The organism is Salinisphaera sp. G21_0, assembly GCF_017744115.1.
Taxonomy (GTDB): domain Bacteria; phylum Pseudomonadota; class Gammaproteobacteria; order Pseudomonadales; family Endozoicomonadaceae; genus Endozoicomonas.
Genome location: NZ_JAGHQW010000039.1, coordinates 39,508 through 58,248 on the forward strand (window position 1 = coordinate 39,508; position 18,741 = coordinate 58,248).

The window sequence follows — 18,741 nt, forward strand, 5'->3', positions numbered from 1 at the left end:
CATTCTCGATTTTAAGAGTCTATAACTCTAACTAATTGTTAAATCAGCTTATAAATCATTAGATTAGCCCATTCAGCTGAGTGATATTTCATTACATATTCTACCTTTATCAGATTTTTTAATTAATCATTGTGTAACAGTCAAAGGGAAAGTTTTTATGGATCCCCGCTTAGTTCCATGTCTCCAGGTTAATTCATATACTGGATCAGAAGAGGTTACGAATTCAGAAGCAGAGGTTACATTTAAAGGCTCAAAAAGGGTACTGAAGGTAGGAGCCTCAGATGATCCGACCCCATGCAAGCAGCAATCATTAAACTCTGCTGTCAGATGCTGCCCTGAAGAGAAAATCAATGGCAGGTCAGTCACTAGTTTCACACCTTTTTTCTACTCTAAAAACAACAATCCCAGCAAAATGCTTCCATGGAGTGATCATTTCGAGTGTATCTATCATTCCCTTGCGAAACAAAGCACCCTGAACATTGAGGCCCAGTTAAATAATCTCAGTGCTGCTCAGATTAAAAGCCTGTTCACTGTTACCCGCCCCACCCAATCAGGGGGGAAGTGTGGATATCCGGATTCACTTCTGGAATTGGCCTGCACCTCCCAAAAGGCAGGCAGTATTTTTTACCGGGTTTTATTTGACCGGCTACCCTCGGAAGAACTCCGGCATGCACTTTTAGAATCTTTCAATGACAAATTAACGTTATTACATTCAGTAAGCTGTGTTATGGATGAGCCATTATTCAGGAAGCTGGAAGAGAAATTAGATAGGCAAACCCTTTTGGAGATGGTCACCCAACCCATTAATGATCTTGCTTCTCCCCTTGCATTTACCTGTCTTTATAACAAAAATGCCTATCTGTTGGAGACCGTCATTCATGAAAACAAGCAATTGATAAAAAAACTCCTGACGGGGAGTCCCGACATGGATCAAAGCTTACTACAGTTCATGTGCAATGATCTTATACAGCCCTATGGAGAGTTCCAGCTCACTAAAGAAGAATACCATGATCGTATTACATACCTGTTAAATACCCTGACCAGTCAGGAACGCTTTGACGCTCTACTTTTTACCGGAAAATCCAATAAATCGCCTTTGCTATGGGCCTGCTCAAACCAACACTACTCTAGTGATGAATTGATGTTTATATTAACTGAAACGTTGGATGATGGTCAGAAAGCTGACCTTTTTACAGCGCAAGCGGAAACGGGTGATTCACTGATACAAAAGTGCCTTGAACTTGAGAAGCCTGATAACGCTGTCAAATTCTGTATGGCATTCTGTAATCCATTACACAGGTTGCAGGTGTTTTCGATTTGCACATTGGAAGGTCACTCCTTCTTTCAAAAGTGGCATCTTGACTCTGATGAAAAAAATATAGAGTACATGCTGCGTGATATGGATGATAACCTACAGGATCTGATCATTGCTGGTGATGGATCTATTTGGGATCAGACAACCGACAGTACCAAACATAAATACATGACACGGGCACAAGAGCAAACTCCAATTGTAGATGCCATGAACAGGGATGATATGCGCTTTGCTGAATTTCTCTGGAACAAGATTGCGGATCCGGAATTACAAATTAAACTACTGCTTTACAAAACCAAACACCAGTCAACCCTGTTGCAGCACATGCTTGATGATGAGGACCAGTGGCAATGCATCAAAAACAGGTTCGAGAACACCCTTAACGAGGCCTTGCGAAACTCATTTGCTGCTGAATTGAACAGTCATGCCTTAGCAGCCGGACGCTTTGACGATGCTGACTATTACTTCAAACAAATAAGTGATTCAGAATTAAAACGCGACCTATTCGACAATAATCGCAAATATTTTTTATTGAATATTGGTAAGAAAACAAAGGCGGATATTGAACATTTTTTCAGTCAGAAAACTCCATCCCAATGCACAGAATCTGTTATCTATACACTTGAACATAGTCTCTACAATGAAAAAACCTTGACGAAAAAACTTCCTCACCTGATTACATTGCAGAAGGAATCAGGCAATAAAGATACTTTTGTTAAATGGGCTACAAGACCGCAACAAGAAAAAAAGTGTCCCCTAACCACAGCCCTGAATCGATTTGACATAGCTTACCACAAAATAAATTTTCCTGATAAATTCCGAGACATTAGAGATAAGAAAACCGTAAAAAAGGAAGCCCTCTTGAATAAGCAGATATTCCAGGGAATGATTAGCATGATGAGTGAGGAACAAATAAAGGAATTCTTATTATCTTTAAAGGATGAGCGTTCTCTACATCTGCTTGGTTGTAAAAATATCCTTGAAGCTATCGTTGATACCCTGGGTGATTCGGGCAGCTCCTTTCTTGAAAAAATAAATCCTGCGACCGGTGGAAATTTATTGCATATCCTGTTTGAAGCTGACTTTTTTTACTGTACAGATATAGATCCGAACGAACTCGTTAATACCGTTGAATGGCTGAATCAAAACTATGAACTACTCTCATTTTTGCAAGGTCGTTTGAAAAACGATGGCTCAACCCCTTTACACGTACTTTTGGTAACTCCCCCAAAAACAACACGTTCTTTGGGCAGTATGTTTCCAAAATCACAAAAGTATATTATGGAGCAGCTATGTCAACTAATTGCAAATGGTCTTCCGCTAGTTGAGTTACTTAAACTAAAAGACAACGACGGCTGCACACCTCTACACAAATTCTTTTCCTGTGAAGCTTCCCGTGATGAAATCGGTGATCTGTTAATTCATAGACTTGGTCCTGAAACATTTTTCAAGCTGATGCATATCAAAGACAAACAAGGCAATACTGTTATGGATCATTGTTCAAAACTCCACAATCATTTGCATAAGGAATACAAAAATTTGTTTCTGAAACTTCCCGCTGCAGTTAAAGTTCAGGAGCCCGATTATGAAGTATCCGCTGATGCATAAGTAGTTAAAAGAGAACATGAAAAAATTACGAAAAGCAATCAGTGGCTCTTCATTAAATCAAAATCTAAAGTTGATCAGAACTGACTGAATTTGTAGCAACACCTTCGGATAATATCAGATTCCAGTCTTTTCCGGTCAACTTGGCCAGGCCGCAATAAATTGCATTATTTTTGGATTCCATCATCAGTTCACGCACCTGTTGGAAGAAAGTCCCTCCAAACTCACCTCGCAAAAACAACGCCAGGTCATCATCAGGGCTGCCTGCCTTTGGCTCAAGAAGCGATCTTATCTCTGCATCATAAGTCATGTTCCCATAAAACAATTGCCCAATAATTTTATCCAACAGACTTTGCCGACCGTCCCCATCCCTGAACAATGACGCCAGTAAGGCATCATCCGAAAAATCCGCCCTGAGGATCTGAAATAAAGTGGGAATCAAGAGTGAAAAATTATCACAAATATCACCAACCAACTCATTCACATCTATATCACGTCCAGCATCTTCCGTACTCACAGGACACTCAACAGTCGTTGCCCTGAAAACATCAAAACGTCTGAAAGACAGGGGGGCAAGTTGCGATCTGAGATCGGGCATATTTAAACCTGAAGTGCGATAAGCAATCAGCTTCTCCAAATTCACGTTGTTTCTTCGTAACTCTTTGCCACACCCTATGAGTTTTACCTTAAGGGCTTCAGGAATCGCCCCGGGTAACAGACTATTGGCCAGAGAGAGGCATGCCAGCCATTCCTGCAGGTCTTCGCTCAACAACCCACGGCTATACGTGATCGCTTCCAGGAGACATGGACGAAAGTGTGATTCAGCAAAATGATTTGCGCCAACCATTCCTGCAAACCCGGACACCAAATCCTGAGTTGCTATCGGGGATAACAATGGCCTTAGCTTTTTACACAGGTCCAGAGCGACAGAATAGTAGTTGTATGCCTGCAAATCATGGGTGAGGCTTCTGCCAAGCTGCTCAATTCTTGCTCGCTCAACACTGGCAACAGGGTTATGCACGGCAGAAGCATACTGCTTTTTGGCTGGGGGTGAGCCAGGCAGCTCAGGCAGCGGAGTATCGCCATCAGGCCGCAAAGGCAGATAAGCCTTGCCCAGCAGATTCATAAACGTAGCGCTGTTAGCCCCTTCCTGAATCAGGGGGCGATCAACACTGCTGATCCATTCAAATAATGGTTTGGGTACCGGGCCACAATACAGAAGCTCGACAGGTTCATGAACAGAGTTCTCCCATTCCCTGTTCTGCAAATCATAAAATGGCACCTGCAACGATTTTTGTAATACCCGGAGCCGTTCAAGGCTTGCCAGTGGACTCAATACCAAAACAACCGTTTTCTCCAACTCTGAGGTATGGCTTTTCACGACCCCTGACAGCAATCTTCTGATAATCACGTCATGGGCAGGCTCCAGGGCATGATGGTGAATACCATAAAGTGGCAGCAAATGAATTCTGCCGGCTTCCGTCTCTCTCAGGATTTTTATCAGGCTGGCGGCTCTTGAGTCGCCCTTCATTAGCGCCGGGATATCCGGTTTTTGCAGTAAATAAGCGGTCTGATAGTTTGCCAGCGCCGGAAGGTCCAGGTTCTGATGCATGCCATTGCACCGCTCGATTCTGGGCGTCGTGTTGCTCCATTTAAAGGGCGGGATAACAATCGCCACTTTTGACACCAACCATGAGCGGTTACCGTTCATGGCCCAGAAACCAAGGGGTTGCTCCAAAGGTCTGTGGTTAATAGTGCAATGATCCGCCAACTGTTTAAAAGGAATGCACTCACACACCAGGCCAGAATAATGCAAAGTCTGTACGCCATCATTCCCGGGGTTAAATTCTGGCAGGAATAACCGGAGCTTATCCTTCATCCGCTGCCATTCATCCTCCCCATTAAATTTCAGAACCAGCTCAACCCTGCCTTTAAAGCCAAGGTGAGCCAGCCCTTCGATGATACTGAATGCAGCCGAATGGTCTCCCTGGCCGGGACTCTCGGCCAGCCCCACCCGGATAACAGGAATGGCACCCAGCTTCTCGGACAGGCTACTCTCCGCAGTATCAACCTTCCTCTTACCCAACAGGGTTTGATTAATGTCTATTTTGGGCGACTCATTAGCACAACCGGGTAAATGGTTGCGAACAGCGTTAGCTCGAATGGATGAATAAACTGGAGAATCAGGAGGTCGCTTGCCACCCCTACCCATCGATCGCCTGGTCAGGGCATTTACAGACAGTGACGAATTCACGGCTACATCCGATTAACAAAATTCCTGAATATAGCTTGTCCCTGGTCCCGCTGCCCTGACAAGGCGGCAAGTTATACTGACAATCAACTTGGGAAACCTTTCAACCGAAACAAATAAACAGACCCTCCCCAAATGGTCTACTTTTCTAACGGCGTTCCTGCTGCAGCATAAAAAGTCAATTGGACTGTGATACGGGGTTCTATTCCCTGCTGTGGTGGCCGCTGATTCAATCACATTTAATGAATGGTCTGCTACCCATGAAACGTTTACTGACATTTATAGTGACGCTGTCACTGTGTTCAATTTCACAGTTCTCAATTGCTGCCCAGTATCTGGATATGCCGCCCAGCTATGAAGATGCAACTACCTATACGATTCACCTGAAACCGGGTGATGACAGGGAAATCAGTATGAGTGAAATCTTTCGTCTTTCCAGTGAGGGCTATACGTCAATAAGAATCAAAGTGGCTACTACTAACAGGGTTAATAGAACCAAGCCAACCAGGCGGTATCCGTTTTACCATAACGACATAGTTGAACGAATCCCTCATTGCCGCCTGTTAAGGCAGCATGACTACGATGATAATTATCGGGTATTACTGGACAACACCATTTATCAGTCCAATCTCAGCTACGATGATGCCGTTTTATTGATTGGCAAACTCGTATCGGTGAACTCCTGTACATTTTGATGTCCTTGGGCACAGCTTAAAAAATCCTGACCCGGCCCTTCATCACAGGGCCAGGGAGCAGGACGCTATAACCTATTGATTAAATTACTGATATTAAGAATCTGACTGGCTCGGGAAACCATTTCGGCTCTACATTCACTCTCTTAATGTTTCAATAAGGAACTATTTTCCAATTTATCAGTCTGATTTTTAGTGAAAACCCTTTAATTTTTACTAATTGAATAATTTACAAGGACTGATTCCATGAAACTCACCTACTCACTGTTCAGGCTATTTTCCCTGATACTTTGTACTACTGTACTGTCAGCCGGGGCTTTTGACCTTGCAGCACCTGCTTACCATAATGATTTACCGCCCAGCTATGAAGATTCCGTGGCCCATTCCACGTATACCATCCAGCTCAAGCCCGGTGACAACAGATTCATTAGCTTCGTTGAACTTTTTGGTCGGGGCTATTACAACCTGAGAGTCAATGTAGCCAGTGATTTGAAACAGCCACACTGCCGTCTCTTTAAGCAGAGCAACGGTTATTACCGTGTTCAACTGGATAATATGATTTATGATTCAAACCTGCATTATGACGATGCCGTCCTGGAGATTGGTAAACTCGTCTCTGTGAACGCCTGTCGATTCTGATCTCTGCAAAGATTGTAATAATGGGAGCCGTATTGCTCCCTTTACAGAGGAAGCGCAGTGGTGAACTTCATCTGTTCCATGGCGAAACTGGAGGTTACATCGGTCAGTCCCTCCACGCTGTTGACCAGTGCCTTATAGAAGCGATCAAACGACTGAATATCTTTTACGACAACCCTGAGTAAATAGTCGTATTCACCACTCATTCGATAGCACTCAGCAATTTCCGGAAAGCTGGCCACCACCTTGCTAAAAGATGCCAGCCATTCACTGTTGTGATGACGGGTTTTAATATGAACAAAAACAGAAACCCCTAACCCAACCTTGTCAGGATTGACCAGGGCGACACGCCTTGTGATATAGCCTTCAGCCTCCAGACGCTTAATGCGCTTCCAGCAGGGTGTTGGAGACAGACTGACTTTTTCAGCCAGTTCAGCCAACGAGGGAGTCGTATCCTCCTGCAACTCTCGTAATATGTCACGGTCAATTTTATCCATTCAGCAGACCCACCACATTCTGGTCACGATCTTTCACCACCAGCGTATGAACTCCCTGTTCTTTCATTAACAGCCGGGCCTCTTCAGCACTGATATTTTCCTGAACGCAGACCGGTGCACCATTCATAATATTTCTTGCATTGATACCCTTAAGATTCTCAACACCCGCCAGATTACGGCGCAAGTCACCATCAGTAATAATGCCACACAGTAAATCGCCTTCCATGACCAGACACAGGTTGGTTCGATGGTTGGTCATGGTCTGCATGACCTGCGTGAGACTACAATCCGGGGTTACTGTTGCCAGGTCACCACGGCGGATCACATCACGGACCCAGACCATTTTCTGGTCACTTTGCTGCGCTTGCGGGGAACTGAAAAGGCGTCGGCGAATCAGGGTTTCAGCCAACAGGTCGCCAATAGCCAGCAGAACCGTGGTATAGGTCGTGGGGGCCTGCTCCCGCTCTTCACGACTCTCAACCACACTGGCATCCAGCACGATATCCGCCTGCTCAGCAACCGGACCCGCCGGATCACCGGTAATGGCAATCACTTTGTTACCCATTTGCCGAATTGCCGGATAAAGCCGTAGCAACTCCCCAGTCCTGCCACTGTACGACAACATGATAATAACGTCACCGGGACCAATCATACTCAGATTGTCTTCCCAGGTTTCAGCGGCATTCAGTATGTGCGTAGACAAGCCTGTGGCATAAAGCGTTGCAGCGATTTTCTGTCCCACCAGGCCAGACTGCTTCATACCAAACAGGATAGCGCGTCCACGGCACTCGGCTAACAACTCCAGAGCAGCAGTAAAGCTACCATTGATTCTGGCTTCCAGTGATTTGAGCGCTTCGATCTGTCCGGCAACACTGTTACGCATGGCATCAGAAACCAGCATGTTGTTGTCTAAATTCATGGTCCATCTCTTCTAATCATTTTCCCTCAGTGTGACACAAAGGCCTTGATAAATAATTGATCAGGAGCATTGATGCATAAAACATTTGGTCTTAGGAACCTTTTACTGTGTTTAAGTGTCGGACCAGGTGTCATTAATGAAAACGGGAGACGCCATGAATATTGGCAATATGGCAACAGGTTTGGCAGGGGTTGGTCTGGCAGCGGCCGTCAGTCTCAGTACTGATGTTGCTAATTCTTCTATTCTGAAAAAGTGGCGAACCCGTGCTGTCATGGCTCTTTCTAGCACCCTGGGCACCAGCTTAAGTCTGGTGCAATGCATCCGGGAAGGCAGAAACATATCCACCAGAACACTGGCAACACTGGCAACGAACGCTGGCGTTCTCGCATACAGTTACCTGCAACCCTGGGCTGATGATTTCAAACATGATCTATTGGCTATTGAATCGATTTGGAAAAAAAAATGTCTTAAGGATTATTGGACGTATGGCGAAATGCCCAGCCCGATATGCGATCGTTTTCTTGATAATGTTGAAGTGATCGAATGGAAGAAAGAGCAAGTCACTGGCAAATCGTACAAGCTGCAAAAAGTGACATGGACTCGTTTCGGGTAGCTGCCGATTTTCAATCCAGGGGTGCTGGCATTATCCAGCCAATTGTATCTTCGGGCATTGCGAGACACTCCAGGGTAATGCCGTCGTTCATATCACCAGCACGATACCCACGGGACACAAGTAACGTAGATGGCATGTTAAATGGGTATTATTTCAGGTAAACAACTCCCTCAATGACTTCGCACTCCAGGGCAGTCAGCCGGTCTCCCGGGCAAGGTCCTGCTATACACTCCCCCGTCTCAATCAGAAACTGGGCACCGTGGGTGGCACACTGAATCAGCCGCTTTTCAGAATCCAGAAACTGATCCGGCTGCCACTCAAGGTTAATACCAAAATGCGGGCAACTATTTTCGTAGACGTATACCTGATCGCCCTTACGTACGGCAAAGATATGTCCACGCTCATTACGGAAGCCTTTGCTACCGGGATCCTGAAGCTCATCGATAGAACACAAACGAATCATTACTTCACCATGATGTCAAAGACGATAATAATATGGTCGCCCGGCTGAACCCGATCCTGCCAAACCGGTTTGCATGGCTTTACGACAAGTCTGGTCAACCTTATTTTCTTCCGGGCTCTTCTGGCAGACGCACGTCAAAAGGCATACCCCGCTGCAACACAATCTGACTGAAATAGATATTAATGGCCTGGGAAGTGGTTAGCCCGAGTCGGCGCAGAATCTCTTCGGCCTCCTGCTTTAATGGCTCATCAATTCGTGCCCGGACAGTAGTCTCTTTTGCCATAATCACTGCACCTCATGCATCTTTTCTGGAATATTTCTGCAAACAATAAAAATTATAAAAAACATCCCATGCTGCGGGAAAGCGCTACTTTACGCGCAGCCGCTACACCCTGTTATCAATCTGCCGATTGACTGTTCTAAGCTGACAAAATATAACAATGTATAAAGAGTTGCCATGAGACGTTCACCAAACTTCCGTCAATGCTTTCGCAGGGTAAGTGACTCACGGCCAGTGCTTTTATCACACCAAAAGTAAAACAGGACGTTTTACGCAGTCACTAACAGGGATCATAGAGATTGAAGCTTTCGTTATGTTGAACAAATTATCTCATTGCTTACTCCTTTTTTCATTGGCCACATCACTTCTGCTCCCCACATACAGCTTGGCTAACGAGTTAGAACGGCAGCAGATGCTGTTCAAGCGCGTTGAAAAAGCACTGAAGACAGGGGACCATAAACTTTACGAGAGTTATCGATCTGAACTCAGTGATTACCCTCTGGCTCCCTACCTTGAGTACCTCAGCCTCACCAACGATCTCGAACGTATCAACCAGAGCGATATTGACCAGTTTGCCAGCCAATACCCCGATTTACCGCAAACCAGCCAGCTCCAGTACAAATGGCTGCGGCATCTGGCCAGTAACCAGCGCTGGCAATCCTATCTTGCTGCCTATCAGCAGGATGATGGCGGCCGCTATCAGTGCCTGAAAGGCATAGCCCTGCAAGCACTGGGACAGACCGAACAGGCCTGGCTGGAGGCAAAAAGTCTCTGGCTGAAAGACAAGTCACAACACAAGGCCTGCGATCCGTTATTCGAAAGCTGGAAAGCCTCTGGCGAACTCACCCAAAGCCTGATTATTGCCCGCTTCTGGATGGCTGCAGAGCAAAACAACCTGTCCCTTGCCCGCTACCTGAATAAGTCAATTAAAGATACGTCTTTCAAGGTATCAACAGAGCTGTTCTGGGAGGTCAACAAACATCCCGAACTGCTTCATACCGCCCGCTTTAATGGTGACCTGGAACATCAGCGGATCATTATGCTTCATGGCATCAAGAAACTGATTGCCAAAGATCTGGACCTTGCCGTCAGCACCTGGTTGCCAATGCGCAACCACTATCCTTTTTCCCCGAAACAGCGATCCGCTGTCGACCAGCGAATCGCGATGAAAGCGGCCAAGAACTTTGTGGACAACGCCGAAGAAATTATTGCCAGCATTGACCCCGATTTCCATTATCAAAAGGTCACCGAGTGGCGAATCAGGCTGGCACTGGCTGATCAGGACTGGGAAAGAGTCCTGATACTGTTAGAACATCTGCCCGCGACTATCAGAAACAGCAGCCGCTGGCGCTATTGGAACGAAGTCGCCCTGCTCAAGTTTCAGGAGGCAAGCTATCAGCTGGTCGGGATGGCTCTGCCGAGCAAACCCGCGTTGCTGCAAACACCGACACTGAGCGCGCTGGGCCAGGAGCGGAACTTTTACGCTTTTCTGGTGGCAGACCTGAAAGGACAACCCTTTCAACTGAACCACCAGCAAAAAGCCATTCACCAGCAGGATCTGCACAAGCTCAAGCAATATTACCCGGGTTTTAAACGTATTCGTGAGTGGCTGCACCATAAGCGCTTTTATAACGCCCAGATGGAGCTGAACCGGATAACCCCAAGCCTGGATAAAACCCAGCAACAGTTAATTCCCTATCTCGCCCATCAATGGGAATGGCACCATCAGGCGATTATGGCGGCTGCCCGGGCAACACTCTGGGACGACCTTAGCCTCCGCTTCCCGACACCGGACGCTGATATTTTCAGTGCGCAGGCAGAAAAACGTAAGCTGGATTATCCCTGGGTTCTGGCCATTGCCCGTCAGGAAAGTGCTTTCCATCCCATGGCGCGCTCCAGTGCTGGTGCCATGGGGTTAATGCAGTTGATGCCGACAACCGCAAAGCAGGCGGCGAAACAGGCCGGAATACCGTATAGAAAGAAGTCAGAACTGTTTAAACCAGAAATTAACATCGCACTTGGAACTACCCACCTTGCCTGGTTGTCCAAACGATTTGAAGACAGCCGAATTCTGGCAACAGCGGCATACAACGCCGGGAGTACTCCGGTGAAACGCTGGCAGAAGCAGAGAGGGCATCTGCCACTGGATATCTGGATTGAGACCATTCCCTACGATGAAACTCGTAAGTACGTCCAGAATGTCATGGCTTATCGCGTGATTTACAGTCTGCTGGAAGACCAGCCTGCACGTATGCTCTCATCTCAGGAGATGGCCTCCCTCAGTCTTAACCTGCAGGAGTCCAAGGTCATTGCCCAGAGAGAGCATGGGCAACCATGACAGGATGCTTCGGTTTTCCGCTCAGGAAAAGTCTTCAGGTTCTGATACACTGATTATTTCTAATTTTTATTACTTGGAGAACAACGTTTATGGACAGGCGTCATAAAACCCATGCTGTTCAGGTTGGACACGTCACCATTGGCGGTGATGCTCCCATTGTGGTTCAGTCAATGACGGACACCGATACTGCGGATGTCCAGAAAACCATTGACCAGATTCGCCTGCTGGCGGATGCAGGCTCTGAAATCGTTCGCGTAACGGTGAATTCAGAGGAAGCTGCGGCCGCTATTCCGGCAATCTATGATGGTCTGGCTCGGCACAATTGCAATGTACCCATTGTCGGGGACTTCCATTACAACGGTCACCTCCTGCTGACCAAGTACGATGAAACCGCCAGGCTGCTGCACAAGTACAGAATTAACCCTGGTAATGTCGGATTTGGCGATAAGAAGGATGACCGCTTTAATGCCATGATTGATGTTGCCATCAAATACGATAAGCCGGTGCGCATCGGAGTTAACTGGGGTAGCCTCGACAAAGAGCTCTCTACCCAGCTGATGGATGAAAATGCCCGATCCGCCAACCCAAAGTCTTCCCAGGAAATCCTCCATGAAGCATTGGTACTTTCTTCTCTGACCAGTGCCGATGCTGCTGTTAAGCGTGGCCTTGGAGCCAACAAAATCGTTATCTCCTGTAAGGTCTCCCGGGTACAGGATCTGATCAGCGTCTACCAGATGCTGGCCGATCGGTGTGAATACGCCCTGCACCTTGGATTGACCGAAGCCGGTATGGGCAGCAAGGGTATCGTGGCATCCAGTGTCGCCATGGGCATTCTCCTGCAGCATGGTATTGGCAACACTATCCGCACCTCCCTGACGCCAGAGCCCGGTGCCTCCCGCGATAAAGAGGTGATTGTCTCCCAGCAGATCCTTCAGGCCCTGGACGTTCGCAGTTTTGCTCCGGAAGTGACTGCCTGTCCTGGCTGTGGTCGTACCACCAGCACCTTCTTCCGGGTTCTGACCGATGAAGTGGATGGCTTCCTGCGCAGTAAAATGGTGAACTGGCGCCACCAGTATGTTGGTGTGGAGAATATGAAAGTTGCCGTGATGGGCTGTGTGGTTAATGGTCCGGGGGAAAGCAAGCATGCCAACATCGGTATCAGTCTGCCCGGTACCGGTGAGGCACCTTCTGCCCCGGTATTTGTTGATGGTGAGAAGTTCACCACATTGAAAGGCGAGAATATCGCTGAAGACTATAAGAAACTGATCGAAGAGTATGTTCAGAAAACCTATGCTCCCCGGGAGCAGGTGATCGCCAGCAACTGATGATTACAGACTGATAAATCAGCACCGCTACACTGTGGCGGTGCTACCCTCTTCATTTTTCCCTCAGCAAAATTGACATCCATCTAATTTCAAAACTGAATCGCCAGCTTTGCCCTGATAGGTCTTTCACTTCATCGGAAAGACCGTTATCAGGACAAGCTTCAGGGGATTTAAGGCGTCAGAGTCAGGGTATATTTTGCATCACCCGGTAAGAACGGACTGGCCTTCCCTTCCACCCAGTCCATATAACCTGCGCTAAAGAAAGGAGAGAGCGGGTGACCACTCTGACCACCCGGCATATGAAATATTGCTTCATCTTCACGCCCGGGAGACACCACCAACCGCTCAGATACCCCCTGATCGGCACGCTGGGCCCTGGGCATCCAGACATCACCAGAGAGAGGTACGGCGGGCATCTCCAGCAGTTTGCCAAAAACAGGAATGGCATCACTCAATGGGTGGCGGATATCAGCGGTATTTCTCTGTCCCCAGGTGGCATTGCCCAGCTGATCTTCGCCACCGAGATCACTCACTACCTGATCCACGGTTTCGATCAGCAACTCATCCCAATTTTCGTACTGAGGACTCAGCCAATGTAGCGGGCGTTCTTCCAGAAGACGCCATATCATCTCGCTTTCATGGTTTAACTTCTGCATAAAGCCATCTTCTACATCCTCTTTGGCTTCTGGAGAGAGGGACAGAAAGTAGCGCCCCAGTGATGACATGATCTTCAGTTTAAGAGCATCTTTATACTCACGTACCAAACGGTAACCAACGTCGTCAGTGGCAGCCTTGCCAGACCAGTTGTTCACATAACGATAAAACGTCTGCCGGGAAAGGTTCCCTGCCACCACGTCTTCAGTGAGTGTATCCAGCAACAGCCGCCGCCAGTTATCCATATAGAGAGCACGATGATCCAGGGCAATCTCCAGCAACGCCTGTTCATCAGCACGCTCAAGTGCCATCAGCGCATCACGAATCTGTATCTGTCGAGGTCCGAGGGCATAACCCCCGTTGCCCATCTTGTCGTAGTCTGCTCCGCTTACGATACGGGCATTGGCAGTCCAGACCCGTTGATCCGCAGGGTTATATACGCGGGGATAATGCACATCCGGAAGCCAGCCATCCCAGTTATCATCAGCCTGCTGCCAGGGCAGTGGGTAAGTGGAATCGATACCTGAACGGTTTGGAATCTGTCCGGCAACGGTCCAGCCAATATTCCCTTCACGGTCACCCACCGTAAAGTTCTGGGGTGGAATTCCGCTGCGGTTGGCAATGGCCATTCCCTGTTCTACATTGCGGGCAACTTCCAGGCTCACCAAATTGACATTGGTCGCCTCCGGACGATGGGCAGTCCAGCGCAGGGCATATTGCGTATCGTCGTAGGCCGAATCAACCACCGGCCCCCAATGGGTGCCTGAATATTCAACGACAACCGGTTCCTGATCTTTGATATTGATGGTTTCAGTCCAGCGTTCAAGGGATTTCGGGCCATCATTGGTCATGTACTGGCCATCATCAATATCAAGCTCCACCAGATCAACCCAGTCACCAGCAGTATTGGTAAAGCCCCAGGCGATATGGGTATTGCTGCCAACCACAATAAACGGTGTGCCCGGTAATGTGACTCCGGTAATACTGACCCTGTCCTCTGGCTGGTCCGGGTGTGGATAACTCAAAGAAACCCGATACCAGATGGTGGGCACCCAATGGCTCAAGTGCATATCATCCTGAATGATGGCTCCACCATGGTCCGTTAACTCTCCGGATACCGCCCAGTTGTTACTGCCAATAAGACTGTCTTCCAGCGTCGTTCCACCCAGATTGGCATAGAGCTCTGCCTCTTTACTGCGAAGGTCAACCAGCTCTGCCCCCGGGGTTGGCACATCCGGCAACTCACCAGGTTGCATTGGTGAGTCCCAGCGGGTTTTCAGTGGTGAAAGAAAATCGATAACAGCAGGTACGGTTACACGACTGAGGAAGCCTTTCAGGTTATCCAGTTTTACTTCATCATCATTGAGATCCATATACATGCTGAAGATCGACAGAAAAGAGTCTTCGTTTTTCCAGGGCTCAGGCTCCACACCCAGCAAAAGATATTCAAAAGGCTTCTGTCCAAGATCTTTCAGACCATGATTGACACCATCGGTATAGGCATTCAAAAGAGCCTGATGCTCAGCGCTCATAATCTCAACCGCCTGCTGAGCAACCTTGCGGAAACGATGTTTTCTCTGACGTTTATCGTGATCCAGCGCCAGTTCACCCACCAGTTCAGACAGTTCACCCGCAGAGTTGCGTCGATTCAAATCCATCTGAAAAAATCGTTCCTGGGCATGGAGATAACCAGTAGCAAAGGCAACATCCGTACGATCACTGCCGGATATCAGGGGAATACCCTGAGCATCCCGCTCAATCGTTACCGAAGCATTCAGGAAGGGAGCCTTCACTTCCCCCTCCAACATGGGGAGACTTTGGCGAAGAAGAACAAACGCCGTAAGAATGATCAACAGAGATATTGATACAAGGAGAAAGAAGCCTCTCCTTAACCAGATCAGCATCGATACTACTCCATTATTGTTATTATATGAGGCTGGCAAAATAGCACAGTTTTACCTGGCTGCCCATGGAATCCTAAAACCATACCTGAGAGACGCTGGTCACATACAGATGCTCCAGATACATCGTCAGCCCTGATCAAAATAGCATCATACAAAAATTATCACTTGGTCCAACGTTGTAAATCCCGATAGAATACTGCTCATTTTTAATGGTTCTAACGTACTAATAATTGGTACTGCGCCTGAGTTCCCTCACCTCAACTAAAAAGGACTTGCCATGCAAACCAGCAATCGCGGCCTGAACATTCTGCTTTTATTATCGATATTTCATATCGTGACCATCACTGCCAGTAACTATCTGGTACAAATACCGTTTCAATTCTTTGGTATGCACACCACCTGGGGAGCATTCACCTTTCCTTTTATTTTCCTGGCCACAGACCTGACCGTAAGAATCTACGGGTCTGAGCGGGCCCGGAAGATCATATTTACCGCCATGTTCCCGGCCCTGCTGATCTCCTACCTGGTGTCAGTCATGTTCGTGGATGGAACCTTTCAGGGATTGGCAAGCCTGGCCAGCTTTAATACCTTTGTTGCCAGAATTGCCGTTGCCAGCTTTGCGGCATACCTGGTTGGACAGATCCTGGACATCACCGTTTTCAACCGTTTGCGCCAAAATGCCCTGTGGTGGGTGGCACCGGCCTGTTCAACCATTGCTGGCAACCTGATTGATACCCTCAGCTTCTTCAGTCTGGCCTTTGCCGGTTCATCAGACCCCTTCATGGCGGCACACTGGATGGAAATTGCCCTGGTGGACTACGGCTACAAGCTGGCCATCAGCATGCTGTTCTTCCTGCCTATGTATGGGGTGTTGCTAAACTTCCTGGTGAACAGGTTGAATGTACCCATCCAAATGAACTCTCAACAGGCTGCATAAAAGCCTGTGTATAAAGCAAAGCCCCGTTTAACGGGGCTTTACATAAATCCTGAAAAGGATAAGTTGATTGAGAGATCGGGGGATATAATAAATCAATGAGCATTTCCGTAATAGCTAATCGCCTTACTCAGGGCGCTGACCTGAAAACAGCCGTACAGGAACTGGTTAACAAGCACCGGATTTCTGCAGGTTCACTGGTATCCTGTGTTGGCAGTCTGTCCAGAATAAACCTTCGTCTTGCTGGCGCAGAAACTACGTTAGCGGCCGAAGGTTCGTTTGAAATCGTCTCTATAATGGGAACACTGACACCGGATCATCAGCATATCCACATGGCTGTGGCTGATGCTAAAGGGCATGTTTTTGGAGGGCACCTGCTAGAAGGAAATATCGTTGACAGTACTGCTGAGATGATTATTCACAGTTATCCACAGCTGAGCTTCTCAAGGGCTTTTGATTCATCCACAGGCTACACGGAACTTGTTATTGATAAGCACTAGTTTTTGATTAGACGTATCATCTGAAGGCTTTCAAACATTTTCTTTTTATCGTTTTCCGATAGATGCCTGGTATTTACTGTTCTGACAAAGTCTTTCTGCTGTTTATTGTCAAAAGCCCCTCCACCTTTCAGGTATTCGCTGATTCTCACCACAATTTCATCACCAAGCGCCAAAATCTTTGGCCTGACCTCAGAAGCTAAATCCCGATACTCACTATTTTCAGGATGTGTAGATAACCAGTCAGCCATATAGCGATATTGAATCGCCTTGGCAGCATCCATCTGTGCCTGGAAGAAATCAGCAATAGAGTCCGGTTGCAAACCTGCCTGCTGAGCATCGACCAGTGCCTTCTCAAGCACCTGCTGTTCTCTGGCCAGGTCTTCGACCGCACTGCGGTTCCTGGCTTTGAATAAGGCAACATCCTGCATATAGTTCAACCGCTGGTTGATTAACTGAAAGATTCCATTCGACATTGTATCTGCAACCGCCAAGGTGGAGAGCGTCAAACAGAGCAACCCGGTTACGAAAAGCTTCATACTTCCCCAACAATCCTCAGAGCTTAGAACCAGTTTCATTCCATTGATTCAGCCAGTGACGCCCAGTTCATATTTTACCCAATACCTATAAATATCTGCCAGGAGCCTGTTGGACTTAAGCGTCCCAGGCGACCCCGTAGCGAGGATTGCGAGACATTGAGGATAAAAATTTCTGCTTCTGAGGAGAAATAACTATGCCCCCCAAAAAAACGAAATGATTATGTTAGCACCACTGACCGATCTGTTATCACCATTGCAGGGAACAAAAGGTACTGTCCTCGCATCAAACTCTCTGAAAACCTACTGAGGATCACACCCATGCCAATAAAAACGCACCTGCAAGTATTCATTGCAACACTACTCTGCATTAGTTTTTTCAGCTTTGCTGAGACGGTTCAACCATGGAAAACAGGTAAAGCAAGACGAATCGGCAGGGGCGGGATGCCAGTAATCCAGGTATATGAACATGACGTCAATGGTTTTATTGCCTGTTATTCACATGACGATATTCCACCAGACCTTGTAACAGGAGATAAGCACCTCCAAGGTTTTGTGGCTATGAAGGGAATATACAAAGGACGCATTTTTCATCCCGAGGGGTATTTAGATATGGATATCACCCCTTTTCATACAACGCCCAGCGTCATGTGCCAGGACTACATTCCATCCTGCCAGGATGAGGGCAAGGAATGCTGGGCAGATGGTAATACCGGTGGCCACTTCGGTCGCCTCGTGAGAGCACTTGAAGCCGTTGATCGAATGCTGGACAGGCTGGCCCCATACCGATAGCAACTTTGGTAGCCTTATTCAGGCACGTGAAGCTGTTGATCCAACCGTAACAATCTTTCTCCACAAAGCAAAAACCCCGACAGATTGCTCTATCGGGGTTTGCAGCCTTGAGCGGACTCAAGGTAAAAATGGTGCCTGGCGATGACCTACTCTCACATGGGGAGACCCCACACTACCATCGGCGATCGGTCATTTCACTGCTGAGTTCGGGATGGGATCAGGTGGTTCTAACCTTCTATGGTCGCCAGGCGAAACTTTTGAGCCGGAAGCTTTAAGCTGTCCGTGCCCTGGAATCCAATCATCAAGCTTTCTTGCTGTACACTCTTGCGTATGGCTACAACTGACCACTGTCAACTGTCTTTTAAATCGCTTTGGCGTTATATGGTCAAGCCGCACGAGTCATTAGTATTGGTTAGCTCAATGCCTCACAGCACTTACACACCCAACCTATCAACGTCATAGTCTTTAACGGCTCTTCAGGGACCTCTAG

General features: G+C 47.5%; 16 protein-coding genes and 2 rRNA genes. 9 read left to right on the forward strand and 9 right to left on the reverse strand.

Features of this window, described 5'->3' with window-relative positions; translation table 11 throughout:
* The first annotated feature begins 157 nt into the window (after nt 1–157).
* A complete protein-coding gene (locus J7439_RS17410; RefSeq protein WP_209203227.1) occupies nt 158–2,923 on the forward strand; it encodes a hypothetical protein in 2,766 nt (921 codons plus the stop codon).
* Nucleotides 2,924–2,987: 64 nt separating this feature from the next.
* On the opposite strand, the gene J7439_RS17415 is transcribed toward J7439_RS17410, so the two are convergent.
* Complete coding sequence (locus J7439_RS17415; RefSeq protein WP_209203228.1) at nt 2,988–5,132, reverse strand: hypothetical protein; 2,145 nt, start codon at nt 5,130–5,132, stop codon at nt 2,988–2,990.
* 299 nt (nt 5,133–5,431) lie between these two features.
* On the opposite strand from J7439_RS17415, the gene J7439_RS17420 reads away from it, so the two are divergent.
* Entirely contained in the window at nt 5,432–5,866 is a 435-nt protein-coding gene (locus J7439_RS17420) for a hypothetical protein (protein WP_209203229.1), read from the forward strand.
* A gap of 243 nt (nt 5,867–6,109) precedes the next feature.
* Nucleotides 6,110–6,502, forward strand: a complete 393-nt coding sequence (locus J7439_RS17425; RefSeq protein WP_209203230.1) for a hypothetical protein — start codon at nt 6,110–6,112, stop codon at nt 6,500–6,502.
* A 41-nt stretch (nt 6,503–6,543) separates the two neighbouring features.
* Here the strand turns inward: J7439_RS17425 and J7439_RS17430 are convergent, their stop codons facing one another.
* Together J7439_RS17430 and J7439_RS17435 are read right to left on the reverse strand one after the other, a co-directional pair.
* Nucleotides 6,544–6,996, reverse strand: coding sequence for an Lrp/AsnC family transcriptional regulator (locus J7439_RS17430; RefSeq protein WP_209203231.1), 453 nt, complete (start codon nt 6,994–6,996; stop codon nt 6,544–6,546).
* On the reverse strand, nt 6,989–7,915 hold the full coding sequence (locus J7439_RS17435) for an SIS domain-containing protein (RefSeq protein ID WP_209203232.1): 927 nt from the start codon (nt 7,913–7,915) through the stop codon (nt 6,989–6,991). The genes J7439_RS17430 and J7439_RS17435 overlap by 8 nt, the downstream gene beginning before the upstream one ends.
* Nucleotides 7,916–8,051: 136 nt before the next feature.
* Here J7439_RS17435 and J7439_RS17440 point away from each other — a divergent pair, with 136 nt between their 5' ends.
* The gene (locus J7439_RS17440; protein WP_209203233.1) at nt 8,052–8,528 is read left to right on the forward strand and encodes a hypothetical protein; all 477 of its coding nucleotides are present in this window, start codon (nt 8,052–8,054) and stop codon (nt 8,526–8,528) included.
* 148 nt (nt 8,529–8,676) lie between these two features.
* Here J7439_RS17440 and J7439_RS17445 read toward each other — a convergent pair whose 3' ends face one another.
* Together J7439_RS17445 and J7439_RS17450 are read right to left on the reverse strand one after the other, a co-directional pair.
* Nucleotides 8,677–8,991: a Rieske (2Fe-2S) protein gene (locus J7439_RS17445; RefSeq protein ID WP_209203234.1), complete on the reverse strand. Its 315-nt coding sequence runs from the start codon at nt 8,989–8,991 to the stop codon at nt 8,677–8,679.
* Between the two features lie 100 nt (nt 8,992–9,091).
* On the reverse strand, nt 9,092–9,274 hold the full coding sequence (locus J7439_RS17450; RefSeq protein ID WP_209203235.1) for a type II toxin-antitoxin system RelB/DinJ family antitoxin: 183 nt from the start codon (nt 9,272–9,274) through the stop codon (nt 9,092–9,094).
* A gap of 382 nt (nt 9,275–9,656) precedes the next feature.
* Between J7439_RS17450 and J7439_RS17455 the strand changes: the two genes are divergently transcribed.
* Together J7439_RS17455 and ispG are read left to right on the forward strand one after the other, a co-directional pair.
* Complete coding sequence (locus J7439_RS17455) at nt 9,657–11,609, forward strand: transglycosylase SLT domain-containing protein (RefSeq protein WP_209203236.1); 1,953 nt, start codon at nt 9,657–9,659, stop codon at nt 11,607–11,609.
* 89 nt (nt 11,610–11,698) lie between these two features.
* Entirely contained in the window at nt 11,699–12,934 is a 1,236-nt protein-coding gene (gene ispG, locus J7439_RS17460; protein WP_209203237.1) for a flavodoxin-dependent (E)-4-hydroxy-3-methylbut-2-enyl-diphosphate synthase, read from the forward strand.
* Nucleotides 12,935–13,104: 170 nt separating this feature from the next.
* Here ispG and J7439_RS17465 read toward each other — a convergent pair whose 3' ends face one another.
* Complete coding sequence (locus J7439_RS17465) at nt 13,105–15,396, reverse strand: penicillin acylase family protein (protein ID WP_209203238.1); 2,292 nt, start codon at nt 15,394–15,396, stop codon at nt 13,105–13,107.
* Nucleotides 15,397–15,769: 373 nt separating this feature from the next.
* Here J7439_RS17465 and J7439_RS17470 point away from each other — a divergent pair, with 373 nt between their 5' ends.
* Together J7439_RS17470 and J7439_RS17475 are read left to right on the forward strand one after the other, a co-directional pair.
* Complete coding sequence (locus J7439_RS17470; RefSeq protein WP_209203239.1) at nt 15,770–16,429, forward strand: 7-cyano-7-deazaguanine/7-aminomethyl-7-deazaguanine transporter; 660 nt, start codon at nt 15,770–15,772, stop codon at nt 16,427–16,429.
* A gap of 95 nt (nt 16,430–16,524) precedes the next feature.
* Nucleotides 16,525–16,926, forward strand: a complete 402-nt coding sequence (locus J7439_RS17475) for a PPC domain-containing DNA-binding protein (RefSeq protein WP_209203240.1) — start codon at nt 16,525–16,527, stop codon at nt 16,924–16,926.
* Here the strand turns inward: J7439_RS17475 and J7439_RS17480 are convergent.
* Nucleotides 16,923–17,462 carry a chorismate mutase gene (locus tag J7439_RS17480; RefSeq protein WP_209203241.1) on the reverse strand — a complete coding sequence of 180 codons (540 nt, stop codon included), beginning with the start codon at nt 17,460–17,462 and terminating at the stop codon, nt 16,923–16,925. The two genes, J7439_RS17475 and J7439_RS17480, sit on opposite strands and share 4 nt — an antisense overlap.
* A gap of 318 nt (nt 17,463–17,780) precedes the next feature.
* Here J7439_RS17480 and J7439_RS17485 point away from each other — a divergent pair, with 318 nt between their 5' ends.
* On the forward strand, nt 17,781–18,251 hold the full coding sequence (locus tag J7439_RS17485; RefSeq protein ID WP_209203242.1) for a hypothetical protein: 471 nt from the start codon (nt 17,781–17,783) through the stop codon (nt 18,249–18,251).
* Nucleotides 18,252–18,384: 133 nt separating this feature from the next.
* Here J7439_RS17485 and rrf read toward each other — a convergent pair.
* Both rrf and J7439_RS17495 read right to left on the reverse strand, forming a co-directional pair.
* A 5S ribosomal RNA gene (gene rrf, locus J7439_RS17490) occupies nt 18,385–18,500 on the reverse strand.
* Between the two features lie 132 nt (nt 18,501–18,632).
* Nucleotides 18,633–18,741 (reverse strand): 23S ribosomal RNA (locus J7439_RS17495); the annotation flags it as partial.